The sequence below is a fragment of the Novosphingobium beihaiense genome (genome assembly GCF_022832375.1).
Taxonomy (GTDB): Bacteria; Pseudomonadota; Alphaproteobacteria; order Sphingomonadales; family Sphingomonadaceae; genus Novosphingobium; species Novosphingobium beihaiensis.
Genome location: NZ_JALHLG010000007.1, coordinates 114,716 through 140,576, shown reverse-complemented (window position 1 = coordinate 140,576; position 25,861 = coordinate 114,716). Strand labels below are relative to the sequence as shown.

The 25,861-nt window shown below is 60.5% G+C and carries 16 protein-coding genes and 4 pseudogenes; 14 read left to right on the top strand and 6 right to left on the bottom strand.

Annotation, left to right across the window (positions count from 1 at the left end; genetic code table 11):
* Positions 1-275: 275 nt before the first annotated feature.
* Positions 276-2,480, bottom strand: a complete 2,205-nt coding sequence (locus MTR66_RS07560; protein WP_243919347.1) for a bifunctional DNA primase/polymerase — start codon at positions 2,478-2,480, stop codon at positions 276-278.
* A 715-nt stretch (positions 2,481-3,195) separates the two neighbouring features.
* Here MTR66_RS07560 and MTR66_RS07555 point away from each other — a divergent pair.
* From MTR66_RS07555 to MTR66_RS07500, 12 genes and pseudogenes are all read left to right on the top strand, one after another.
* Positions 3,196-4,116, top strand: coding sequence for a restriction endonuclease (locus tag MTR66_RS07555; protein WP_243919345.1), 921 nt, complete (start codon positions 3,196-3,198; stop codon positions 4,114-4,116).
* 95 nt (positions 4,117-4,211) lie between these two features.
* Complete coding sequence (locus MTR66_RS07550; protein WP_243919343.1) at positions 4,212-6,353, top strand: type I restriction-modification system subunit M; 2,142 nt, start codon at positions 4,212-4,214, stop codon at positions 6,351-6,353.
* Entirely contained in the window at positions 6,350-7,762 is a 1,413-nt protein-coding gene (locus tag MTR66_RS07545) for a restriction endonuclease subunit S (protein ID WP_243919341.1), read from the top strand. The genes MTR66_RS07550 and MTR66_RS07545 overlap by 4 nt, the downstream gene beginning before the upstream one ends.
* Before the next feature lie 3 nt (positions 7,763-7,765).
* Positions 7,766-8,410 (top strand): type II toxin-antitoxin system toxin DNA ADP-ribosyl transferase DarT, encoded by a 645-nt coding sequence (gene darT / locus MTR66_RS07540; RefSeq protein ID WP_243919339.1) that lies wholly within the window; start codon positions 7,766-7,768, stop codon positions 8,408-8,410.
* A gap of 13 nt (positions 8,411-8,423) precedes the next feature.
* On the top strand, positions 8,424-9,461 hold the full coding sequence (gene darG / locus MTR66_RS07535; RefSeq protein WP_243919337.1) for a type II toxin-antitoxin system antitoxin DNA ADP-ribosyl glycohydrolase DarG: 1,038 nt from the start codon (positions 8,424-8,426) through the stop codon (positions 9,459-9,461).
* A complete protein-coding gene (locus MTR66_RS07530) occupies positions 9,458-12,472 on the top strand; it encodes a type I restriction endonuclease subunit R (protein ID WP_243919335.1) in 3,015 nt (1,004 codons plus the stop codon). Before darG ends, MTR66_RS07530 begins: the two co-directional genes overlap by 4 nt.
* 393 nt (positions 12,473-12,865) lie before the next feature.
* Positions 12,866-14,055, top strand: a pseudogene (locus MTR66_RS07525) (tyrosine-type recombinase/integrase).
* A 44-nt stretch (positions 14,056-14,099) separates the two neighbouring features.
* Positions 14,100-14,609 (top strand): hypothetical protein, encoded by a 510-nt coding sequence (locus MTR66_RS07520; RefSeq protein WP_243919333.1) that lies wholly within the window; start codon positions 14,100-14,102, stop codon positions 14,607-14,609.
* Positions 14,606-15,907 (top strand): annotated as a pseudogene (trbL, locus tag MTR66_RS07515) (P-type conjugative transfer protein TrbL). The gene MTR66_RS07520 and the pseudogene trbL overlap by 4 nt, the downstream one beginning before the upstream one ends.
* 3 nt (positions 15,908-15,910) lie before the next feature.
* Entirely contained in the window at positions 15,911-16,705 is a 795-nt protein-coding gene (gene trbF, locus MTR66_RS07510) for a conjugal transfer protein TrbF (RefSeq protein WP_243919332.1), read from the top strand.
* Complete coding sequence (gene trbG, locus MTR66_RS07505) at positions 16,702-17,556, top strand: P-type conjugative transfer protein TrbG (protein WP_243919331.1); 855 nt, start codon at positions 16,702-16,704, stop codon at positions 17,554-17,556. The genes trbF and trbG overlap by 4 nt, the downstream gene beginning before the upstream one ends.
* A pseudogene (locus MTR66_RS07500) lies at positions 17,550-18,689 on the top strand (IS3 family transposase). The gene trbG and the pseudogene MTR66_RS07500 overlap by 7 nt, the downstream one beginning before the upstream one ends.
* A 109-nt stretch (positions 18,690-18,798) precedes the next feature.
* Here MTR66_RS07500 and MTR66_RS07495 read toward each other — a convergent pair.
* Complete coding sequence (locus MTR66_RS07495) at positions 18,799-20,115, bottom strand: nucleotidyltransferase family protein (RefSeq protein WP_243919330.1); 1,317 nt, start codon at positions 20,113-20,115, stop codon at positions 18,799-18,801.
* A gap of 112 nt (positions 20,116-20,227) precedes the next feature.
* A pseudogene (locus MTR66_RS07490) lies at positions 20,228-20,792 on the bottom strand (transposase family protein); the annotation flags it as partial.
* Between the two features lie 183 nt (positions 20,793-20,975).
* On the opposite strand from MTR66_RS07490, the gene MTR66_RS07485 reads away from it, so the two are divergent.
* Positions 20,976-22,151 carry a glycosyltransferase gene (locus MTR66_RS07485; protein ID WP_243919655.1) on the top strand — a complete coding sequence of 392 codons (1,176 nt, stop codon included), beginning with the start codon at positions 20,976-20,978 and terminating at the stop codon, positions 22,149-22,151.
* Here the strand turns inward: MTR66_RS07485 and MTR66_RS21180 are convergent.
* From MTR66_RS21180 to MTR66_RS07475, 3 genes are read right to left on the bottom strand one after another with little or no spacing between them, the layout of a single operon-like run.
* A complete protein-coding gene (locus MTR66_RS21180) occupies positions 22,128-22,253 on the bottom strand; it encodes a hypothetical protein (protein ID WP_268740347.1) in 126 nt (41 codons plus the stop codon). The genes MTR66_RS07485 and MTR66_RS21180 overlap by 24 nt on opposite strands.
* Entirely contained in the window at positions 22,250-22,429 is a 180-nt protein-coding gene (locus tag MTR66_RS07480) for a hypothetical protein (RefSeq protein WP_243919329.1), read from the bottom strand. Before MTR66_RS07480 ends, MTR66_RS21180 begins: the two co-directional genes overlap by 4 nt.
* Positions 22,429-22,683: a hypothetical protein gene (locus MTR66_RS07475; RefSeq protein WP_243919323.1), complete on the bottom strand. Its 255-nt coding sequence runs from the start codon at positions 22,681-22,683 to the stop codon at positions 22,429-22,431. Before MTR66_RS07475 ends, MTR66_RS07480 begins: the two co-directional genes overlap by 1 nt.
* A gap of 238 nt (positions 22,684-22,921) precedes the next feature.
* Here MTR66_RS07475 and MTR66_RS07470 point away from each other — a divergent pair, with 238 nt between their 5' ends.
* Positions 22,922-25,846: a TonB-dependent receptor gene (locus tag MTR66_RS07470; RefSeq protein ID WP_243919321.1), complete on the top strand. Its 2,925-nt coding sequence runs from the start codon at positions 22,922-22,924 to the stop codon at positions 25,844-25,846.
* The last annotated feature ends 15 nt before the right edge of the window (positions 25,847-25,861 follow it).

Sequence of the window (25,861 nt, the reverse complement as noted above, 5' to 3'; positions counted from 1 at the left end):
CCTCTGGTCGGGCCGTTTTTGGAATTAGGAGTCGGCGAGTCGCCGCGCAAGTGGTTGAGTCCACTTTATTTTCAAGTCCTGTTCTAGAGCCAGGACCAATAGCAATTATTCCGAAACAGTGTTGAGGGCGGCAGCAACCGCCCTCTGTCTGACTGTCTAGGATGTTTTTATATTTATGGCAGAAAAAGAGAGAAGAAGAGAAAGCAGATACTGCGCTGGAGAGATTTCACTTCAAACTTTGAGGCACCCTAGACAGACAGACAAATGCGAACCCCTTAGAGCAGCACCAACGTGGTACTGCCAAGAGAGGCGTGGAACGCTTCCAGATCGACACCGGCGAGATCGGACAGGAGAGCCACCTCAAAATCCATTCCCTTGGCGTCGGGCAATTCGCCTGCGAACACTCCTCCCGCGTTCTCAAATTCTTGAGCGCGAGCAGCTGACGTAAACTTCAGCCACAGCCCTTGGTTCCGGATCACCCACAGCGATTTCCGCCCCTTAGCCGTCCGCTGCTGGCCAAGCGAGATCCCGCCCAGCTGCTTCAGTGCATTAGCAATAGTGCGCTCGGACACCCGGCCACCGTTCAGTTCGTACACAACCTCCTCAATCGTCACGATGTCTCGGCAAAGCAGCCCTTTCCGCTCCGCGATGATGTGGGCCAGATCCTGCACCAGCGGGTTGGCGCTGCGCCGGATCAGCTGGCGCTTGGCATCGGTCATCGGGGCCGGGGCATGGGAATTGAAGTCGGACAGATCGACGTTGTCGAGGAAGTGCCGGATCACCCCCAGGTTCTCTTGCCACCACGAGGCGAACTCACGGTAATAACCATCGGGACGGGGCTGAGCCGGGCTGTCGATCATGAAGATGCGACGATCATCGGCTTCGATCAACATCGGCACAGCGAGGTTCGTCGTAAAGATCATGGTAGAGTAAATATTCCAGCGCCGTGGCTTGAGGTGCTTTTCGTTCACTACCAGATCATCAGCGGTGATGAGTTCCTTAAGTTCATTGTATGTGGACAAGCCGGTTCCGATATTCAATTCAGGGCAATACAGGACTGTATTTTCCTTGATCCATCCCTCAAAGTTGCCTTGCATTTCACGAGAAGATGTCTGTCGAAAGTTGCTTTCTCCAACGAGGCCCTTCCAGATGCTGGTTAGCATCGACTTGCCCACTCCCTGATTACGGGTGCGCAAGATGGTTGCGTGGCGTACCCGATCGCCAGGGTTCCGAACGGTGTGCGCAATCACCTTAAGAAGATGGTCACGTTCGACTTGGGCCGGGATCAGAAACTCCATGAACTTGAGGAACGGGCTCGGATCGCCAGCGACTGACGAAATCTCTGACGAGCGGTACGTGTTGTATGTGTCACTGTTGTCGCGCATCACAATGCCGGCAGGACCTCTCGGGTCATATGTGATGTCCTGAACCTTCCGGACAAACCCGCCATCGAGAACAAACGACGCGAAAGTGTCCCGACCACCGTGAACTTTGCCGTGCATACCGCTAAACCCACTTTGCGTCAGGTGAACGCCGGACGGGGGGTGATAGAAGCGGTCTTGTGCGGCCAGATAGACGTACTCGGCCGCTTTCGGGATCCACTCTGTCGGCTCTGGTGATCCAGTTTTCCAACCGCTTGCCACCGTCGATCGTGTCTCCGCCTCAGTCAGACCCTTCTTAATCGCCACGTCAGCCAGCGCGTCCGCAAAAGGCGTCCAGTCCACACCAGCCGCCGCAACGTGGCGCGCAATATAGGCCGACTGCGAGAAAAGCGTTGTGTTGCGACTTCCTTCGGTCGCTCCTGCCATTTCGTCACAGGCATACTGTAGAGCGAGACCCAGAAATCGTTCGATCCCCGGCTCCGCTGTCACGTTGATTTTGACACCCAGACGCGCCGCCTGCTTCGAGCCGGTTGCGTCGTTGGTCGTCGCGGTCAGCCCCGCAGCAGCTAGTTCGGTGCGCAGTTTTGCCTCGAACCCCTCGGGCAGTGCCGGGATCTGGTCCATCACCTCCCACAGGTTGCACGTCGCAGCGTAGGGCTGGCCCGTATCGGGGTGCATCGAGGGCGGCACCACAACCTGGTTGCCGTTCCCGAGCAGCTCCACGAGCATCGAGCCGGCCGTACCTTTAATCTTGAAGTTGGCCTCACCGTCCCAGCGGAACGCCAACGCCATGCCCTTTTTGCCGCGCCGCTCCCAGGGGGTGGCAGGCAGAAGGGCCTTAATGGTGTCGATCACGGCCTCGTCATCTGTGTCGATGTCCAGCATGCACAGCCCGGACTGCGGGCCGAGCGGCAGGCCGATGTTGCAGGTGGCGTAGTTGCGCAGCCACTGCGCACGTTCATCATCGGAGGGCATCTGCGAACAGTACTTCTGCCACTCGGTCAGAAACGGGCGCTTCGAGTTCTCACGCAGGGGCATCACGGGAAGTAGCGCCTGCCAGTACTCGGGGGCGTAATGTGCAAATATATCAGTTTTCAAGTGTAAAATCCTTATCTTTATTTCATGGAGTAGCGCGCTGAGGGACAGATAACCCGACACATCCAAGTCGTCACGAAACGAAATGACGTTAATCCATGATAAACGCCAAAATACTTAGAAAATTAGGGTGCATCATGGCTTAGCGGAGATTTATGGTTTGCACCGCCATCCAAGTCTATGTACACGCATGCGCGCGCGTTACTTAAAAAGCCTTATAGCATGCAGGCGGTCAGACCATCTTTTGCTGCGAGCGTTGTCGATGCCTCCAGCAGGCACCAGTCCCTCGACGAGGAATGCCCGGGCAGCAACTACACACGATGCCATGACATGATGTTGCACTAGCGGGGAGAGGGTGGCGACTGTGAGCAAACGCCTCTGAGGGCGCGTCTGTCCACCTGAAATTGAATTGCAAGGGCAGGCCATGTTCATGGATCGGACAGCGCCCCACAAGCGGCCCCCGCCAACGAAGGGTACCACGCTATAATTGCCGGCAATGCCCCCGCACCGACGCTAGGGGTGAAAATCCCGAGATGAAATTTTTGAAAATTCCGGGGTTTAGCCTGACTTTGGATCACGCGCCTTCACGACCTTCTGCGGTAGGATCAAACCGTTGAGCGCGAACGAGGGCCCTGATTTGCGTAGACAAACCGCAACGCGACATGAGCATCAGCACGCGCTAGGAGATGCAGGCGAACTGTCAGAAGGGGGACAGGAATTGTCGATACCGGACTATCAGGCGCTGATGCTGCCCGTATTGCGGCTGGCCGCGAAGGGCGAAACGCGCGTGCCGGACGCTGCAACCCGGATCGCTGACGAACTGGCGCTAAGCGAGGAGGAACGTGAAGTGCTGCTACCGAGCGGGCGCCAGCGCATACTGCACAACCGCATCCACTGGGCCAAGTTTTACATGAGCAAGGCCGGCCTGATCGACAGCCCCAGCCGCGGCCGGTTTGTCGCCAGCCAGGCAGGTCACGCACTGCTGGCACGAGATCCTGCCTCGATCGACGTTGAACTTCTCAAGTCCTACGAGAGTTTCAGGGTCTTTTATGGCGGTATGGGCAGCGCCTCTGTCGAGGAGGAGCTGCCAGCAAAGGCGTCAGTGTCGTCAGACGCAACCCCGGAAGAACAGATCGATGCAGCCCAAGCCGCGATACACGAGGCACTCAAGGCCGAGCTGCTGGACCGCATTCTTGCGCAAAGCCCCGCCTTTTTCGAACGGCTGATCGTCGATCTGCTCGTCGCCATGGGCTACGGCGGCAGCCACGAACGCGCCGCGCGCAACCTCGGCAAGAGCGGCGACGGAGGTGTGGATGGCGTTATCGACGAGGATCGGTTGGGGTTGGACCGCATCTACGTCCAGGCAAAGCGATATGCTGCTCATGTCAGCGTTGGGCGGCCCGAGATCCAGGGCTTCGTCGGCAGCCTGGTCGGTCTTGGGGCAACCAAGGGTGTCTTTGTCACCACATCAAGTTTCAGCGCACCGGCTGCTGACTTCGTCCGGCACATCCCGCAGCGCATCATCCTGATCGACGGCGAACGGCTGACAGACCTGATGACGGAATATGGCGTCGGCGTCAGGGTCAGCCGCAGCGTGACCGTCAAGCGCGTGGACGAGGATTTCTTCGCCGAGGACTGACGGGTACCTCTCCCAATTTTCCCAGCCTCGGCTATTGGCTATCGATACAGAGCAGGGCCAACTGGCCGAAGCACCAACGGAGCATCTTGCAAGCCATGAGCAACGGCAACCTCGATTGGATTACGAACTTCATTTGGGGGATTGCCGACGATGTGCTGCGCGATCTTTATGTCCGGGGCAAATACCGCGATGTGATCCTGCCCATGACAGTCCTGAGGCGGCTCGATACCGTGCTGGAACCGGTCAAGGACAATGTCCGGGCCATGAAGGAACAGCTCGATGCTGCCGGGGTGATCGAGCAGGACGCGGCGCTGCGCCAGGCCGCCGGACAAGCCTTCTACAACACGTCACCATTCACCCTGCGAGACCTTCGCAATCGCGCCAGCCAGGCGCAGCTCAAGGACGACTTCGAGGCATACCTCGATGGGTTCAGCCCCAATGTGCAGGAGATCCTGGAGAACTTCGAGTTCCGCAACCAAATCCCCAAGTTGTCTCGCGCCGACGTTCTGGGCGGCCTGATCGAGAAGTTTCTTGACCCGCAGCTCAACCTTGGCCCCAATCCCGTTCTGCACGGCGACGGGTCGGTCAAGCTGCCCGCGCTCGACAACCACGGCATGGGCACGATTTTCGAGGCACTGGTTCGCAAGTTCAACGAGGCGAACAACGAGGAAGCCGGCGAACACTGGACGCCGCGCGATGCCGTGAAACTTATGGCGGAGCTGATCTTCCGCCCCGTGGCGGACCAGATCGCATCGGGCACCTATCTGCTATACGACGGCGCGTGCGGAACGGGCGGAATGTTGACCGTCGCCGAGGAAACGCTGGAACGCATCGCCCGGGAACACGGCAAGAAAGTGTCCACGCACCTTTTCGGGCAGGAGATCAACCCCGAGACTTACGCCATCGCCAAGGCCGACCTGATCCTGAAGGGCGAAGGCGAAGAGGCCGACCACATCAGGGGCGGGCCGGAATGGTCGACGCTCAGCAACGATGCCTTCCCGACGCAAGAGTTCGACTTCATGCTGTCGAACCCGCCCTACGGCAAAAGCTACAAGAGCGACCTGGAGCGCATGGGCGGCAAGAGCGGGATCAGGGACCCGCGCTTCATCATCAGCCATGGCGGCGATGACGAATACAGCTTGCTCACCCGGTCCAGTGACGGCCAGATGCTGTTCCTGGCCAACCTCGTCTCCAAGATGAAGCACAAGACCGCGCTGGGCAGCCGCATTGCCAGCGTCCACAACGGATCGTCGCTGTTCACCGGAGACGCCGGAAGTGGCGAGAGCAACACCCGGCGCTGGATCATCGAGAACGACTGGCTGGAGGCGATCGTCGCCTTGCCGCTCAACATGTTCTTCAACACCGGCATCGCCACTTATGTCTGGGTCCTGACCAACCGCAAGCCCGAACATCGCAAAGACAAGGTCCAGCTGATCGACGCGACCGGCTGGTTCTCCCCGCTCCGCAAGAACCTGGGCAAGAAGAACTGCGAACTGACGCCGGATGACATCGACCGCATCGTGCGCACATTCATGAAGTTCGAACCGAACGAACAGTCGCGCATCTTCGACAAGGAAGAGTTCGGCTACTGGAAGGTCACGGTCGAGCGCCCCTTGCGCGTCAGGATCGATCTTACCGAAGACCGCCTTCGCGCATTCCGGGCGACGTGCGCTGAGGAAAAGGAAGGTCCGCTCGCCAATCTTGCAGACCATGCGGCAGACGTTCTGGGCGCAGGCCCGCACATGGACTTCAACGCCTTCCTCGAAGCCCTCGCACCGCTCGCCAGCAAGGCGGGCGTCAAGATGACAGCAAAGCGGGAGAAGCTGTTGCGTGGCAGCCTTGGCGAACGGGATGCCAACGCAGCGGAAGTCATCAAGCGGGTGTACAAGCCGGGCAAGGCCGACCCCGACCCCGCACATGGCCTCTATCCCGCTGTGATTGGCGGCAAGCAGGTGGTCGTCGAATACGAACCGGACACAGCCCTGCGCGACACGGAGAACGTACCGCTGTTGGAGCCGGGCGGGATCGAGGCGTTCGTCGCCCGCGAAGTGCTGCCCTATGCCCCCGACGCCTGGATCGACGCCGAAAAGCCCCAGATCGGCTATGAGATCAGCTTCACGCGCGTGTTCTACAAGCCGCAGCCCCTGCGCACGCTGGAGCAGATCCGGGCTGACATTTTGGCACTGGAGCAGGAGACCGATGGTCTCTTGCCGCAGATCATCGGTGCCGGGACATGATTGAGGGCTTGCAGCCTTACCCGGAAGTCGCAGTGCGAACAGCCGATTGGTTGCCCGCACTGCCGCGACATTGGGAACTGCACCGCGCCAAGACGAGTTTCCGCGAAGTCGATGAGCGTTCGGTGAATGGCGATGAGGAGCTGCTATCGGTTTCGCACAAAACTGGTGTGACGCCGCGCAGCCAGAAGAATGTTACCATGTTCATGGCCGAAAGCTACGAGGGGCACAAAACCTGCCAGCCCGGCGACATCGTGGTGAACACCCTGTGGGCATGGATGGCCGCACTTGGGACCAGCAAGCATGTCGGCATCGTTAGCCCGGCCTACGGCGTTTACCGCCAGCGCGCTGCGATGTTTGACCCTCTATACCTCGATTACCTGCTGCGCACCGAGACCTATCGGGGCGAATATCTGCGGTCGTCGCGCGGGATTACCACATCGCGGCTCCGCCTTTATCCGCCCGACTTTTTGAACATCCCCTTTATTCAGCCCCCGCTCGACGAACAACGGCTGATCGTCCGCTTTCTCGATTGGCATAGCGCGATGACGGCGAAACTGATCCGTGCCAAACGACGGCTGATCGCGCTGCTGAACGAGCAGAAGCAGTCCATTATCCACCGCGCCGTCACGCGCGGCCTCGATCCGGCCGCGAAGCTCAAGCCCTCCGGCGTGGATTGGCTAGGAGACGTGCCGGAGCATTGGGAGGTGAAGCGGCTCAAGTTTGCTTGCCAAGTAAACCCCCGAACATCGGCACCTAGCGCGGACATTCATGTGACGTTCCTGCCGATGGAAAATGTCGGCACTACAGGGCAAGTCGATTACTCGAACCAGAGGCCAACCGCTGACGTTTCGACCGGATACACACCGTTCCAGCAAGGCGACGTGATACTCGCGAAAATCACTCCCTGCTTCGAGAACGGCAAAGGCGCGCTCCTTAGCGACATGCCGACTGCTATCGGCTACGGATCGACCGAGTTCATAGTTCTCCGTCCGATGCCGGGCTTGTTGGCAGATTATGCGTATCTGCTCACCGTCGATCCGGCTTTTCGGCTTCGCGGCACCGAAGCCATGACAGGATCGGCGGGTCAGCAACGTGTCTCGCCCGATTTTGTCGCGAACTGGGTCATTGGCGTGCCACCGGAAGCAGAGCAGAGCGCGATCTGCGCTCATGTCCGCGATCACACTGCCGAGTTCGATGCCGCCATCCGCAAGGTGCAATCTGAGATCAAGTTCATCCAAGAGTTTCGCATCCGCCTCATCGCCGATGTCGTCACCGGCCAACTCGACGTGCGCGACGTGGCGGCGAGCCTGCCCGAAGTCGCTGAGGCCGAGATCGCAGACGATTTGACCGACGGTGGCGAACTGGACGATGATGCCGAAGACTTCATCGACGAGGAAGAAGCCGCCTGACCCATGCCGCCACTCGCCAACCCCAAAATCTACCACATCGTCCACGTGGACAAGCTGGCGTCGATTACGGCGGACGGGTTCCTGTATTCCGATGCGATGCTGGCGCAGAAGCCCGCCGCGGGCACGGTGATCGGGATGAACAAGATCAAGGTGCGCCGGATGAACGAGCTGACGCTCACCAGCCACCCCGACCTGTTCGTGGGCGAATGCGTGCCCTTCTATTTCTGCCCGCGTTCCGTGATGCTCTACCTGATCCACAGGCGCAGTGCTGAGCTTTCATACCAAGGCGGCCAGGTTCCGATCGTCCACCTGGTGGCAGACCTCGATGCTGTGGTCGCATGGGCAAACGCGAAGTGCCGGCGCTGGGCGTTCACCTTGTCCAATGCCGGTTCCTACTATTTCGAGGATCGCTGCGACCTTGCCCAGCTGGATGAAATCAACTGGAGTTCGGTACGCACCAACCAGTGGGCCGGCAGCCCCACGAAGGAACAGAAGCAAGCCGAGTTCCTGATCGAAAGGCGGTTTCCCTGGCATCTGGTCGAACGGATCGGGGTGATCAACGAGGCCACTGGTAAGCGGGCGGCACTTGCCATCGCCAAGGCGGAGCACCGGCCCGCTATTCAAATCTGCCGGAAATGGTACTACTGAGAGCGGGGTAACCATGGCACAGATCGAACTCAGAACCGGAGACATCCTGAAGGCGGATGCGGATGCAATCGTCAACACGGTGAACTGCGTCGGCGTGATGGGCCGAGGCATTGCCCTGCAGTTCAAGAACGCCTACCCCGCGAATTTCAAGGCATACAAGGCTGCCTGCGACGCGGATCTGGTCCAGCCGGGGCGTATGTTCGTGTTCGAAACAGGCAAGTTCACGCCGCGCTACATCATCAACTTCCCGACCAAGCGCCACTGGAAGGGCAAGAGCCGGATGGAAGACATCGACAGCGGCCTGCGCGCGCTTGCCCACGAGGTGCGCGAGCGTGGCATCAAGTCGATTGCCATCCCCCCGCTCGGCGCCGGTCTTGGCGGGCTGAGCTGGAGCGATGTGCTCCCCCGGATCAAGGCGGTGCTGCGCGACATTCCCGACCTTCACGTGATCGTGTTCGAGCCGAACGGCGCGCCTGACACCATCCGCGCATCTTCGGTGCCGCAGATGACTGTGGGCCGCGCCTCGCTTGTCGCGTTGATGCACCGCTACCTGCAAGGGCTGATGGACCCGTTCGTCACGCTGATCGAAGTGCAGAAGCTGATGTATTTCATGCAGGAAGCCGGACAGAACCTCCGGCTCAACTACGTGAAGCACCACTATGGCCCCTACGCGACCAACCTGTCCCATGTGCTGCACCGGATCGAGGGGCACTTCGTCGCCGGCTATCAGGATGGCGGCGATCAGCCCAACAAGGAACTGACCATCGTTCCCGGCGTGATCGCGGATGCAGAGGGCGCGCTGGCGAACGAGCCGCAGACGCACGAGCATTTCAACCGCGTCGCGGATCTGGTCGATGGCTTCGAAACGCCCTATGGCTTGGAACTGCTGGCGACAGTCCACTGGGTCGCGACCCGCGAAGGCGCGGCCACGCCAGAGGAGGCGCTCTCCCGCATCCACCTGTGGAACGATCGCAAGAAGGCATTCACCGCCCGGCAGGTCGCGATCGCCTTCAACACGCTCAAGACCAAGGGCTGGCTCGCAGCAGCATGAAGTCCGACACGACCGAAGGCGGTTTGGAAGCCCTCATCGTTGCGGACATGGCGGATACCCGGGGCACGCAGTCCTCTCCCAACGCCGTGCGCGACAGTGGTGCCATGTTGGCAGCCTTGCGGAATTGGCAGATCGGCGACCCCAAGGATTACGACCGGGCTTGGACGCTGGACCTGACACAGTTCACGGAGTTCATCCGCTCCACCCAGCCTGCACTCGTCTCTGCGCTGAGTCTTGAGGAAGACACCCCTGTCCGCCAGAAGTTCCTGGGCCGTTTGCAGGGCGAGATCACGAAGCGCGGCATTATCGACGTGCTGCGCAAGGGCGTGAAGCATGGCCCCCATGAGGTCACGCTGTTCTATGCGACCCCGACCCCAGGCAACACGGCCGCTCAGGCCCGCTTCCGACTTAACCGCTTCACCGTCACTCGCCAACTCCGCTACAGTGTCGATGATACCGCGCACGCGCTTGACCTGGCGCTGTTCATCAACGGGCTGCCCATCGCCACGTTCGAGCTGAAGAACAGCCTGACCAAGCAGACCGTCGCCGACGCCGTCGAACAATACCGCCGCGACCGCGACCCGCGTGAACGGCTATTCGAGTTCGGACGGTGCATGGTTCACTTCGCCGTCGATGACGCTGAGGTGATGTTCTGCACCCACCTGAAGGGCAAGGCATCTTGGTTCCTGCCCTTCAATAAAGGCTGGAACGACGGCGCGGGTAATCCGCCCAACCCCGATGGACTGAAGACCGACTATCTCTGGAAGGAGATCCTCGCCCCGACCAGCCTTGCCAATATCATTGAGAACTTCACGCAAATCATCGAGAAGCGCGATCTCAAGACCGGCAAGGTCAAAAAGGAACAGATTTTCCCGCGCTTCCACCAACTCGACGTGGTACGCCAAATCCTGGCCAGCGCCCGCGCCCATGGGACCGGACAGCGCGTGCTGATCCAGCATTCCGCCGGTTCAGGCAAGTCGAACTCCATTGCATGGCTGGCGCATCAGCTCGTGGGGCTGGAAGTTCAGAGCCAGCCGGTCTTCGACTCGGTAATCGTCGTAACGGACCGCCGCATTCTCGATCAGCAGATCAAGGACACCATCAGGCATTTCGCACAGGTTGGGGCCACTGTTGGCCATGCAGAGCGCAGCGGTGACCTGAAAGCATTCATTGCGGCCGGTAAGAAGATCATCATCACCACGGTTCAGAAGTTCCCGTTCATCCTTCAGGACATCGGCAGCGATCACAAAGAACGCCGGTTCGCTATCGTGATCGACGAGGCGCATTCGAGCCAGGGGGGTAAGGCATCAGCCGCCCTCAATGCCGCATTGACCGGTATCGATGAAGACGATGACGAGATCGTCGAGGATCGGATTAACACCATCATCGAAGGCCGGAAGATGCTGCCCAACGCCAGCTACTTCGCCTTCACCGCCACACCAAAAAACAAGACACTGGAAATTTTCGGCAAGCCCTACACCGAGGGCGATCAGATCAAGCATCGCGCTCACTACAGCTACACCATGAAGCAGGCGATCCAGGAAAACTTCATCCTCGACGTCCTCAAGAGCTACACGCCGGTCAACAGCTACTACCGCCTCGTCAAGACTGTCGAAGCCGATCCCGAGTTCGACGCGAAGCGCGCGAACAAAAAACTGCGCCGGTTTGTGGAGAGTCATGACCATGCCATCCGGCTCAAGGCGGAAATCATGGTGGACCATTTCCACGACCACGTGGTTGCTCTGAACAAGATCGGTGGCGAGGCCCGTGCCATGGTCGTGACCTCCGGCATCGAACGTGCAATCCAGTATTTTCAGGCGATCTCCGCATACCTTCTCGAACGCAAAAGTCCCTACAGGGCGATTGTTGCATTCTCCGGCGAGCATGAGTTAGGCGGAACCAAGGTCACCGAAGCGAGTCTGAACGGCTTTCCATCCAAGGACATTGCCGACCGCATCGAAAACGATCCCTACCGCTTCCTGATCTGCGCCGACAAGTTCCAGACTGGCTATGATCAGCCGCTTCTGCATACCATGTATGTCGACAAGACCCTGTCCAACATCAAAGCCGTACAGACGCTGTCGCGGCTCAACCGGGCACACCCTAAAAAGCACGACACCTTCGTGCTCGATTTCATGAACGACACCGAGACCATCAAGAAGTCGTTCGACAGGTTCTACCGCACTACCATCTTGAGTGAGGAGACAGATCCGAACAAACTGCACGATCTCAAGGCAACGCTCGACGCCTGTCAGGTCTATGGCCAAGAGGACCTCGACAGACTAGCCGGCCTCTATCTGGGCGGTGCCGACCGGGATAAACTCGATCCCATCCTAGACGGCTGCGTGGCGGCCTACTTGCATACGCTCGATGAGGACGGGCAAGTGGCATTCAAAGGCAGTGCCAAGGCTTTCGCCCGCACATACGCATTCTTGTCTGCCATCCTCCCGTTCAACAGCCCGGAGTGGGAAAAGCTATCGATCTTCCTAAATTTCCTGATCCCAAAACTGCCGGCGCCGCGTGAAGAGGATCTGTCGAAGGGCATCCTCGAAGCCATCGACATGGATAGCTATCGCGTCGAGAAGCAAACGGTGGAGCGGCTGATACTGGCCGACGAAGATCATGAAATTGACCCGGTGCCCCTTGAGGGCGGTGGACACAGGCCCGAACCGGAGCTGGACCGCCTCTCCAACATCCTCCAGTCGTTCAATGACCTTTTCGGCAACATCGACTGGGCAGACGGTGACCGCATCCGCAAGCTGATCGCCGAAGACATTCCACAGCGCGTCGCGGCGGACGAAGCCTATCGCAATGCCCAGCAGAACTCGGACAAGCAAAACGCCCGCATTGAACTGGACAAGGCTCTGATGTCGGTCATCATCGGCTTGATGAAGGACGATACGCAGCTATTCAAACAGTTCAGCGATAACCGCGACTTCCGCCGCTGGCTGTCCGACGAGGTCTTCGCAGCCACTTATCATCAACCCGTGGGTTCACCTCTTCCTAGATGATGAATTGAGGGGTTTCGCGACCAACCGCCCAAGTTCAGGGTAGGGGCGCCAGAATGCCCCGATCACCCCTCAGGCGAAACCTGACTTCGGGAAGTACCTCTCTTCGACAACAGCTTCTCCCTTGGTGGCCGCTGGGGGCCTTTCGGGGGGCTTTCGAAAATTCCGCTTTTCGGAAATAGGCGGATTTCTGCCGCAATTCAAAAAGGCTCGATGCCTCTTCTGGCACCATTTGTTCTTCCGAGGACGTCCACTGACGTCCAGGAAGTGGCTGAATTCCGCCATTTTTTGTGCTATAAGCGTCCGACGACATCCGGGCGAATACGGCACCAACCGGGAACAAAATGGGTATCCTGATGGGTATCGTTCTCCGCCCTTTGGCAAGGCGATACCCATATGCACACCCTCTTCGCGACCACCGTGTCCAGCGCCAAGGCGAAGGAACGCCCCTATAAGTTGTTCGATGGCGGTGGCCTGCATCTCTACGTCAAACCCAACGGCTCGAAGCTCTGGCGCCTCACCTACAGCTGGCTCGGCAAGCAGAAGACGCTCTCGCTCGGTCAATGGCCGGACCTCGGTCTCGCGGACGCTCGTGAGAAGCGTGATGAAGCCCGCAAGCTGATAGCGGCGGGCCTCGATCCCTCGCACGAAAAGAAGCTCGCCGCAGCCCGCGAAAAGATCTCCGAGGAGAACAGCTTCAAGCTGGTCGCCGAGGAATGGGTGGCAAAGAACGAACGCGAAGGCATGGCGGAAATCACGCTGAGCAAGATTCGCTGGCTGCTCGAAAAGGCCTACCCCAAAATCGGCAACCGGCCGGTCGCAAAGATCACCGCGCAAGAAGTGCTCGGCGTGCTTCGTTCGATCGAGGCGACGGGACGCTATGAAAGTGCCCGGCGCATGCGCAGCGTGCTCAGCCGCGTGTTTCGCTACGCGATTGCCACGACCCGGGCCGAACACGATCCAGCGCGCGACCTGCGCGGCGCGCTCACAGTGCCCAAGGCCAAGCATCTGGCGGCCATCACCACCGAAAAAGGCGCAGGTGAACTCATGCGCGCGATCGAGGGGTACACGGGTCATGCCATCACCCTCTTTGCCCTGCGACTGTCCGCGCATCTCTTCGTTCGGCCCGGCGAACTGCGTCAGGCGGAGTGGAGCGAATTCGACTTCGATCGCTCGCTCTGGAATATCCCGGCCGAGAAAATGAAGATGCGCCGGCCGCACCGGGTTCCGCTGTCGCGCCAGGTAACCGCGCTGTTCGAGCAGCTCTGGGACCTGACCGGCACGGGACGGTACTGCTTCCCCTCGTTCCGCTCGCCGCGCCGACCGATGTCGGAAAACACGGTCAATGCCGCGCTGAGAGTTCTCGGCTTCGGGCCCAAGCAGATGACGGCGCACGGGTTTCGCGCCATGGCAGCCCCCCCCCTGCTCAACGAGACGGGAAAGTTCAATCCGGATGCCATCGAACGCCAACTCGCGCACATGGACACCAATGCCGTCCGCCGGGCCTATAGCAGCACTGGTCCGATCAGCTCGAGCATCTGCGCGACGGCGCCAAAGTGCTGAAACCCAATTTCGCACGGGGCTGAGCGAAGATCGTGCTCACGGATCACGATAGGTCCAGGTGGTCACTTTGGCGATCGATGCAAAGACATCGAGCGGATCCCCCTCCAGCGGATCGTGCGAGACGGCGCGCGCTTCGGGCCAGTTCGGCCTCGCGCCACTGACCGGCGTGTTCTACGAGCCGCCTGAAGCGGTTGCGCTCGAGCTTGCGTTACTGCTCCCGCTGATGACGCCTGTGCTCTTCTTCGCGCCGCAGGCGTTCCTGCTCCTCTTCCTTCTGCCTCCTGACGTCCATGAGCGGAAAGGCAGCGAGCATGGTCGCGACGATGTCGCCAGCAAGCGCCTCGATCCGGCCTTTGCGTCCATCTTGCCATTTGCATGGCAGACCGCCGGGCAGCCAGGTTTTCACTTCGAAGATCAGATTGTCGGTTTCGACGAGCTCAAGGCGGTAGTCCTTGTCTCCAGCAAACCGCCAGCTCTGCTCGTCCGATGTCAACGGACGCTTCACCTGCCGGAGTCTGGTACGCAATTGAAACATGATCCGCTCGCGCCCGCGTTCAACAGGATCTCGTCAGCATGAACGACCTCAATGTCATCGACCAGTTCATGACGGCCTTCATCCGCTACATCGACAGTGGATTTGGGCTCCTTGGCGGCGACGTCCGGTTCCTCACCGCAACGCTGATCGGCATCGACATCACGCTTGCAGGACTGTTCTGGGCCATGGGCGGCGAAGACAACGTCCTTGGCCGGTTCATCCGCAAGATCCTTTATGTCGGCGCCTTCGCCTTCATCCTGAACAGCTTTTCGACACTTGCCGACCTGATCTTCCGGTCCTTTGCGTAAGCAGGTCTGACGGCAGGAGGCGCAGCCCTGTCAGCAGCCGACCTGCTGAAACCGGGGCGGCTTGCGGGCACCGGCTTTGCCGCCGCCTGGCCCCTGCTCCAGCAGGCGAGCCAGCTTCTTGGCTTCACCAGCTTCTTTGACAATTTCCTGACGATCGCGGTGCTGCTGATCGCGTGGCTGATCGTCATTCTCGCCTTCTTCGTCCTCGCCGTTCAGATGTTCGTGACGATCATCGAGTTCAAACTGACGTCGCTTGCCGGCTTCATCCTCGTACCCTTCGCGCTCTGGAACCGCACCAGCTTCCTTGCCGAGCGGGTGCTCGGCAGCGTCGTCGGTTCGGGGATTAAGGTCATGGTGCTGGCGGTCATAGTCGGCATCGGGTCCAGCTTCTTCGCCCAGTTCACTTCGGCCTTGCAGGGGCAGGAACCGAACATTGGTCAGGCCATGAGCCTGGTGCTGGCAAGCCTCGCCTTGTTCGGCCTGGGCATCTTCGGCCCCGGCATCGCTTCGGGCCTGGTCGCCGGTGCTCCGCAGCTCGGCGCCGGTGCAGCCCTCGGGACGACGATCGGCGCGGCCGGAGCGATCGCCACGGGCGGCGGCGCGGCGATCGGAGCAGCCCGCCTGGCCGGAGGATCTGCGCTCGGTGCGATCCGGGCGGGTACGACCCTCGGTTCGGCAGCCGCAGCATCTTACGAACTCGGACAAACGGCGGCAGGGTCTTCCAGTATGCGGTCCGGTTTTGGCGGCATGGCCAAGGCCGCCGCCGGAGCGGTCCGCCAGAAGGCTGCCTCAGGCCTTGGCCTGCGCGAAGCCGCCGAACAGGGCCGCGATACCGCATGGTTTGCGCTCCATGGCACCGGCACGAACGCCCGCCCATCCGAAGGGGCCGGTCACTCCGCGCCGCCCTGGGCGCTGGCACTGCGCCGACAGCAGGATGCGCGTCATCACCGCCACGTTGCGCTGCAAACGCTCAAGGACGGCGATCGCGGCGGTGCGTCCGCCACACCCGACATCAAGGAAAAGGAGGACTGAGCGATGATCTTCAAACGCGCCGTCCAGCGCTATGGACGCACGCCCGAGCCGGAAACGCCCTACCAGCGGGCCGGGCAAGTCTGGGACGAGCGGATCGGATCCGCTCGTGTGCAGGCTCGAAACTGGCGGCTCATGGCCTTCGGAACATTCACCTTGAGCTGCGGCATGGCCGGCGCGCTGGTCTGGCAGTCGCTGCAGAGCCGGGTCACGCCCTATGTCGTCGAGGTCGACCGCCTGGGCGAAGCCCGGGCGGTGTCGGAGGCGCAGCGCGCCTACAGGCCGAGCGATCCGCAGATCGCCTGGCACCTTGCCAAATTCATCGAAAATGTTCGTTCGGTTTCGCTCGACCCGGTCCTGATGCGCAAGGACTGGCTTTCCGCCTACGATTTCACGACGCGGCGGGGCGCGCGCTTCCTCGATGGCTATGCGCGCGCTACCGACCCTTTCGCCAGGATCGGCGAGCACACTGTTTCAGTGCAGGTAACGAGCGTCGTACGCGCCTCGGATCGATCGTTCCAGATCAAGTGGGCGGAGACTGCCTATGACCGCGGCATCCAGGCGGGAACCGCGCACTGGACCGGCATCCTGACAATTCTGACCCGCCCGCCGAAATCGGCCGATGCGCTGCGCAGGAATCCGCTCGGTATCTATGTCGATGCGATCGACTGGAGCCGCGAAATCGAACCGGCGGCACCGGCATCATCCCAGCAAACTCCACCTGCTGGTTCTTCGGCCATGATCCCGTCCGGCACGAATGCCGGGTTCCCGCAAACAACGCCCACGGAGACACAACCATGATCTCTTCCCCGACCAGGCCGGTGCTGCTCGCCGCGTGCCTCTTTCTCTCGATTGATACCGGACATGCGGCCGCTGCAAATTCCGGCCCAGACCAACTGGCGATAACAGCGGCCAATCGTGCCGCCACTGTCGGCCCGGCAACCGGCGCCTTCAACAACGCCGTTGCCGTCTATCCGTTCGCGCAGGGCGCAATCTATCATGTCATCACCGCTCCCGAGCGCGTTACGGACATTGCATTGCAACCCGGCGAAACCCTGATCGCCGTCGCGAGCGGGGACACCGCGCGCTGGGTAATCGGCGACACGGCGAGCGGAACCGGTCCAGGCAAACGCACACATATCCTGGTCAAGCCGTTCACGTCGGGCCTTGCGACCAACCTTGTCATCACCACCGACCGGCACAGCTATCACATCTCCCTCACCAGCGCGGCCAGGGTTGCGATGGCCGCACTGTCCTGGACCTATCCCGAGGACGAACTCCTGGCGGTCAAGCGGGCCGAAGCCGCCGCCACAGCGGCAGCACCCGTCGCCGCGGGGATTTCCGTTGAAGACCTCCATTTCAACTACGCCATTTCAGGGGATCGTCCGACCTGGCGCCCGCTGAGGGCTTTCGATGACGGGAGTCAGACCTTCATCGAATTCCCCGCCAGCCTGGTGGCCGATGACGCGCCTCCCCTCTTCCTGGTCGATGAGAAAGGGGAAACGCAATTGGTCAACTATCGGGTGAAGGCCCACTTCTATGTCGTCGATCGCATCTTCAATGCGGCCGAACTGCGCTTGGGCACCAAGCATCAAAAGATCGTGCGGATCAGCCGCGTGGCGACGTCCAGCACACGGCGGAGGAGATCATAGGCAAGCTGCGTGAGGCGGAGATCGTACTTGCGCAGGGCGGGACAGTTGCCGATGCGTGTCGTCGGATCGGCGTTACCGAACAGAGCTACTACCGCTGGCGCAAGGAGTATGGCGGCTTGAAGATGGATCAGGCGCGGCGGATGAAGGACCTGGAGCGCGAGAATGCCCGGCTTCGGCAGGTGGTATCGGACCTGACTCTGGACAAGCTGATCCTACAGGAGGCCGCCAGGGGAAACTACTGAGCCCCGCGCGCCGACGGCGCTGCACCGATCACATCCGTGGGATGATGGCTGTCTCCAAGCGGCGGGTTTGCCGTGTGCTTGCACAGCATCGATCGACACAGCGCAAGGTGCCCCGCGGGGCGGACGACGAAGCCGCGCTGACCGAGGACATTATCGCCTTGGCCCGGCAACATGGCCGCTACGGCTATCGCCGGGTGACGGCTTTGCTGCGCGATGCCGGTTGGCGTATGAACCGCAAGCGGGTTGAGCGCATCTGGCGGCGCGAGGGGCTCAAGGTGCCGCAAAAGCAGCCGAAGCGCTCACGCTCTGGTTCAATGACGGATCGTGTATCCGGCTGCGACCCGAGTATCCAGGGCATGTGTGGTCCTACGACTTCGTCGAGGGGCGTACTCACGATGGCCGGAAGTTCCGCATCCTGTCGATCATCGACGAGGCCAGCCGGGAATGCCTCGCCCTGCCGGTGGCGCGGCGGCTCAGGAGCGAGGATGTGCTGGCGGCGCTGGCTGAGCTGTTCGTCACGCGCGGTCCTCCGGCACATATCAGGTCAGATAATGGCCCTAAATTTATCGCCAAGGCCGTACAGCAGTGGTTGACGAAGATCGGTGTGAAGACGCTCTTCATCACACCGGGCAGCCCATGGAAGAACGGCTACTGCGGGTCCTTCAACGGGTCGATGCGCGACGAGCTGCTCAACGGGGAGATCTTCTACACCCTGGCCGAAGCCCGTATCCTGATCGAAGCATGGCGTAGGCATACAACACCGTCAGGCCGCATAGCTCACTGAGCTATCGCCCACCGGCCCCGGAAACGGCGATGCCGCCATGGCCGCCCTCCGGTTCCACTACGCTCCACCTACGGCCGGCCATGGCGCCGGAGGCAACAATGCACTAACAATCAAACCGGACCACTCGATGGGGGCCGATCAGCGTAGATCAAGGTCAACCTGGGCCACGCCATAGCCCCACCTATCGACTCTGCCTCTGTTGACGAGAACATGTGCTTACCGGCTTCGCCAGTCAGGACGGACAATCTTGATGGCTAGACGGAAAGGGCGAGTGAGCCAGTACAGGCCCCGCACTGCGCGTGGCAGTTCCAGTCCCGCCATGTCCGCGTGGTTGGGCTTGAGCTTCCAGAGCAGGACCTGGGCAATGGCCCAGATCCCATCGCGCAGACTGCAGTCCCACCGGACCATATCGATTAGGTACGCAACGCGGTCGTTCAACCGGACCTGCCCTTCACTGCGCACTACTTCGGGCCCCGGCTCGGCTGGATCGAGATACTGCAGGCACGCTTCACCGAGCATCCGGGTTAGGCTATCAACCTTGTCGTGATCCCGTCCTTCTAGGCGGGCCTCAAGGTAGGCCGGCATCGCCATAGAAGCCTCGACAAGGCGCCCGAATCCTTCCGCGCGTGCTGTCTGCCGCACTAGGTCTGCATCGAAGCTGGGGTGCTTCAGAATCGTCACGATGTCAGCCAGCCAGTGCAAACGTGAATAGCGATGACGGGCATGATGGTAGCAGACATAGGTAAACAGGTCTGGAGTCTTCAAAACCGGATAATCTTCGCCACTGATCGCACAGATATCACAATCCGCCAACACGCGCGCGGGATCGAGACTGCCACACGACAAATCAAGCGAAGTGTGCACGTCGATTATTCCACCTGCCGGATCAATGAGCGTGAATTCGCGCGCACGCGTGACAAGGGCCTTGCGAACAGCGTCCGGCCGGGCTGAAGCGCTCTCGTTCGCATCCCTGGCACCAAAGCGGTATCCCGCGTCGAGGAGCTGCTCGACCAAGAGTTCCGTCGAGCTCGGGTCTACCAGAATATCGAGATCCCGGCAGGGACGTTGCGCGAGCGATCCGTAATACGTTTTTCCAAGGGTCACCCCCTTGAAGGTCGCATAGCGAATGCCTAACGGCACCAAGTAGTCGCGGTGAAGTCGGCGCAGCGCGGCTGAAACGACAAGGACCGAATAGGCAGACCGCTTCACCTGCATTGCGAGCATGTCGAGGGCTTCAGGATCGATGGTGGGCTTGCCGTCGTGCCTGGACATGTCGGCCTTGCCCGCAACAAGGGCACTCACATAGTGATGATTAGCCGCATTCGCATAAGCACGCCATTGCTCGCCATCGAGACGGGTCTCCAGATCGGGCTCGCGTCCGTTCGGGATCCCCAGCACATGACGCAGGAGCAATTCCAAATGCACCGGAAGTCCACTTGGTCCACGAGAGCTTGCGCACCCGGCACGTGAACCACTGGCCTCTCGCGCCTCGGGCTTGAGCGCCTCGGAAATTTTCTCCGTAAATGCCTCCATGGCGGAGGCTAAACACAGAACCTGATGATCCGTCAATCGCATGAACGTCCGATTCACAAATGAAGCTGGGTGTTCTGTCGATCATGTGCTGCCATTCATCGGTTCGCAGCATAACCGTTGCCTCCTTGATCGTCCGGTTCATCCGATCGACCTGGCCATTGGTCCATGGATGCTTGATCTTGGTAAGCCTGTGCTCGATCCCGTTCTCGCGGCAGCGCATGTCGAACATATGGGTCATATAGGTGGCGGTGGGACCATCGGCATAACGCGGCGGGAAGGTGAACTGGATGTCCCCTTCGGCTTCGCTCAGGACAGGATCATCGGTGAGCACGGCGTGGATCGTGTAGGGCACGGCCTCAATCAGGGCGACCAGGAAGGCAGAAGCCGATGTTCTACCAGTCTTGGTGACGAACTGGACGAAGGCGAACTGGCTGGTCCGATCGATGGTTACATAGAGATAGAGCTTGCCTTCGGCGGTGCGCACTTCAGCAATGTCGATGTGGAAGTAGCCGGTCGACAGGTCTTGAACTTCTTCTTGGGTTCCCTGTCGCCGGTCACCTCTGGCAACCGGCTGATCCCGTAGCGCTTCGACAGAACCCTCAGACTCTCTTGACTTGTTGTATCGCTCGACGGACCGCCTCTGTCGTGCGGGCCCTCCCGTGTAGAACCGGCCCCATAGCGCATCCTTCCATTCCTGCATGGATGATGCACCATCAAATGCAGGAACCAAACAATTCGGTCGTGCTGGATAGCCTCCCGTAGATAGCGCTCTGGATCGGCTTTGAATTCAGATATTCAACGCCATCGCCGCCCATTTTGAATGGCATACTGCCACGAAAGTGCATATAGCCTTGTTGCATATGCGAATTCTTCAAGTCATTGGCAGCGTGAATCCTCAACATGGTGGAGTCGTCGAGGCCGTCAGACTTATGTCTCATGCCATGAAGGACCTAGGACACGAGACGGAGATCGCAACGGCGGATACGCCAGATGCCCCTTGGCTTGATGACTTTGGCTTCCAAGTGCATGCCTTGGGGCCAGGGACCCAGCCCTATCAATATTGCCGCAAGCTGGGACCATGGCTGAAAGCGAATACTGGGCATTTCGACGCTGTCGTTGCCAACGGACTTTGGAACTACACTTCAGTTGCCGTGGCGGCGAACACCGCGCCGACGACACCCTATTTTGTTTTTGTCCACGGCATGCTTGACCCATGGTTCAAGCAGGCGTTTCCCCTCAAGCATCTTGCCAAGCAAATTTATTGGCTTGTTGCCGAAGGGCGTGCCCTTGCCAACGCCCGTGCCGTATTGTTCACAGCGAAGGATGAACAACTCCGCGCACGCGGAACATTTTGGGGATACAAATTCAAAGAGGCTCTGGTGCGACTGGGAATAGCGCCCCCACCTGCCGAGGAGATAGGACGGCAGGCAGCCGCTTTTTTTGATCTGGTTCCGGGTGTTCGTGATCGGGCGTATCTTCTGTTTCTGGGGCGCCTTCACCCCAAGAAGGGGTGCGACATCGCCTTGGAGGCGTTTGCTGCCGTTGCGAACAAATATCCGGATCTTGACCTAGTTTTCGCGGGGCCAGATCAAGTTGGCTGGCGCAGCGAGCTTGAGGAGCTAGCCGGCTCGCTCGGTATTACCGACCGGGTTCATTGGACTGGTATGTTGAGCGGAGACGGGAAATGGGGTGCGTTTCGGCAGTGCGAAGCTTTTGTTTTACCGTCGCATCAGGAGAATTTTGGTGTGGTTGTCGCGGAAGCCATGGCCTGCCAGCGCCCAGTCCTGATCAGTTCCAAGATCAACATCTGGCGGGAAGTGGTTGATAGCGGTAGCGGCTTGGCCTCTTCCGACGATATCGCGAGTTTCACGGCACAGCTCGGTGAATTTCTGAAACTCATGCCTGAGCAGCGTGCCGCCATGGGAGAAACCGCCTATCAATGCTATCTGGAGAAATTCCAGATCGAACAGGCGGCTCGGCACTACGCAGTTACGCTTGAGCAACTCATAAGATCACCGGAAGCGGCTCACGGATAAGTCCGGATTGTCAATCGGCGCGCGAACGGGGACCGTGATCGGCGTGCCGGTAAACTCGAAGCCGTCGAGCTCGCGGGTAAGCGGCAGCTTGAACGCGGTCATCTGGTATTTTGGAACCGGGCGTGCTTCTCGGCGGCCTCGGCCTTCAGCAGGTCGCCAACGACGTTCTGAACGGGATGCTGGCGCTTGAGGGCGTCGGCAATGATCTCGTCATAGGCGTGATGCATGCCGGCGAACTTCAACTCGGCCATCAGGCCGATGATCTCATGGCGCTCCATCATCCTTCCTCGCGCTGCCAGCGGCGGGCATGGCGGCGAACGGTGTCGTAGCCACCTTCATAGCCTTGCGCCCGCAGCACCTCGAACAGCCGGATCCGCGTCAGCCGTTCGCGGCGCGGCTTGCGTTCGTTCTCCACCAGTAACCGCTTGAGTTCGGTAATGTGGGGACCGAGCTTGGGCTTCGGCTGAACCTTGCGATCGTAACTGAACTTGCCTTCCTCCGCCTCGTCTCCTGCCTCAATCGCAAACGACAATAGATGACCTGGAGAGTACTCCCCGATTGGGCGCCGATCACCGAGCCAGGGCTGGGGGGCACCATTCGCACGCCGATTTACAAACGGCCTTTCCCATCGGCACCCAGCGGCCAGACGAAATCCGAGTACAGCCCGGAAATCCGCCACCTTACCATTAATTTATGATATTTCGTATACGATATTTGACTTGTCTGACTAGATGACGCATCCTTGTCCGATCAACAAGGGAGTCACATCGATGAGGGGTCACCACCGAAAGCTATATTGCGCCGTCGCGCTCACGGCGCTGGCCGCCGGGACCGCGCAGGCACAGGACCTGCCGGCATCTGGAGCCGAGGCCGCATCCGCGAACGACATCATCGTCACCGGTACTCGCATCAAGCGCGCGGACGTGCAGAGCAGCAGCCCGCAGACCGTCGTCGGCTCGGACGAATTCCGCTATCAGGGCGCGACAACCGTCGAGCAGGTGCTCAATCGCCTGCCGCAGTTCACCGCCGATGCGAACGAGAATGTCTCCAACGGCTCTGACGGCACCTCCAAGATCAACTTGCGCAATCTCGGCTCGAACCGCGTGCTGGTGCTGATCGACGGCCAGCGCATGATGCCTTCGCAGGCGGTCAACCTCAGTTTCGTGCCCAGCAGCCTGGTCGACCGCGTCGATGTGCTGACGGGCGGCGCTTCGGCAGTCTACGGCTCGGACGCGGTTTCGGGCGTCGTCAACTTCGTGCTGAAGAAGGATCTGGACGGCGTGCGCGTCGACATGCAGACCGGCTTCGCCCAGCATAACAACAACAATTCCGCCATGCGCGAGCTGCTGACGACGCACGGCTACGATCCCGCTCCCAGTTCGGTGATCGACGGCGGCAAGCAGGACATCACGGTTGCGGCCGGCAAGAACTTCGCCGGCGGCCGCGGCAACCTTACCCTCTATGGCGGCTATCGCAGCTTCAGCCCGGTCCGCCAGTCGACCCGTGACGTGTCCTCATGCGCGCTGCAGGATCAGAACAACGGCACCGAACTGTTCTGCGGCGGTTCCAGCAACACGCCGTTCGGCTCCTTCGTGCCCTTGTCCAGCAACAGCGCCTTTCAGGGCCAGACGCTGGTGAACAGCCGCACCCAGCCGGGCGCGCTGGTGCCTTACGACAATACCTATGCCTACAACTACGCGCCGGACAATTATTTCCAGCGCTCTGACCAGCGCATCACGGCGGGCGGCTTCACCCACTTCGAAATCAGCAACGCGGCCGAACTCTACGGCAGCTTCATGTACATGCACGACAAGACGTTCTCGCAGGTCGCGCCGTCCGCGATCTGGCTGGGCACGGCCTTCCCGGTATCGTGCAACAACCCTTATGCCAGCGCCAGCCAGCTCGAAGCGATCTGCGGCAATGCGGCCGGTACGGATACCACCGAAGATTCGCTGGTATCCTACCGCACCGACATCGCCCCGCGCCGGGACAACCTGCGTTTCAACGATTTCCGCTACACCGCAGGCCTGCGCGGCGATCTGGGCAGCGGGTTCGGCTACGACGTCAACTACATGTACGCGCTGGTCAAGTACAAGGAGACCTACCTCAACGACGTGAATCAGGTGAAGGCAGGCCTTGCGCTCAACGCCATCGACGTCAACGGCGTGCCGACCTGCCGCGCCGCCATCGACGGCACCGATCCCGACTGCATTCCCGTCAACGTGTTCCAGGCCGGCGGCGTGACCACCGAACAGGCGGCATACCTCTTCGGCGAAAGCAACACCGCCTCGCGCAATTCGCTCAGCGTGTTCTCCGGCACCCTGACCGGCGACCTTGGCCAGCTGGGCGTGAAACTGCCCTGGGCCACCAACGGCGTCGCCATCGCGCTGGGCGCCGAGCGCCGCCGCGAAGCGCTGAAGTTCACTGCCGACGAAATCGCCCAGCAGAACGGCACCGTCAATTCCGACGGCGTGATCAGCGTGACCGAGCTGTACGGCGAAATCGAAGTGCCGCTGATCGAGGACAAGCCCTTCTTCCGCTCGCTGACGATCAACGGCGGCCTGCGCTATTCGTCCTACGACAACAAGCAGGACTCGACCGGCTTCGGTTCCAGCTACAACGTGTGGACCTACAAGGGCGAGCTGAGCTGGAAACCGGTTGACGACCTGCGCATCCGGGCCAGCTACAACCGCGCCATCCGCGCGCCGAACGTGCAGGAACTGTTTGCTTCACAGACGGTCGGAAACGTCGCGGCGCAGGATCCCTGTGCGGGCGCGAATCCCACCGCTCCGCTCGATATCTGCGAACTCACCGGCGCGACTTCGGCACAGTATGGCCATATCGTCGAGTGCCCGGCGGCAACGTGCTCGGCACTGAGCGGCGGCAACCTCACGCTCAAGCCCGAGACCGCCGATACGTACACCGTGGGCGTCGTCATCACGCCCACGTTCCTGCGCAGTTTCTCGCTCTCGATCGATTATTACAACATCAAGGTGAAGAACTACATCGGCTCGATCGCACCTTCGCTGATCATTGGCCAGTGCGCACGAACCGGCGATCCGTACTTCTGCGGGCTGTTCCAGCGCGACTCCCGCTCGGGCGCGATTTTCGGGCAGAACGCGGGCTACATCGTCTCGACGACGATGAACACGGGCTTCCTCAAGACCTCCGGTATCGACGTCAATGCAGACTACACCTTCGATATCGGCAAGGCCGGGAGCATCAACGTGGGGGTCGTGGGCACGTACCTCATCAATCAGGTCTCACAGCCGGTTCCGGGGCTGGGATCCTACGATTGCACGGGCCTGTTCGGATATACCTGCGGCCAGCCCTCGCCCGAATGGCGCCACGTTGCGCGTTTCACCTGGACGGCGCCAAGCGATACCGTGGTTTCGCTGTCCTGGCGTCACATCGGCGGCACCAAACTGTCGAGCCTGACCGACAATACGCTGCTGGAGGCACCGGAAACGGTCGTAAACAGCAAGATCAAGGCCTACAACTATCTCGACCTGTCGCTGACCCAGACCATCGACAAGCGGCTGACCTTGCGCGCGGGCGTGAACAACCTGTTCGACAAGGATCCACCGGCGCTTTCGGCCGGGCTGCTGCAGGTGTTCGGCAACGGCAATACCTATCCCGGCGTCTACGACGCGCTGGGGCGCACGGTTTTCGTCGGCGCGACCATCAACTTCTGATCCGAAAGACAGGCG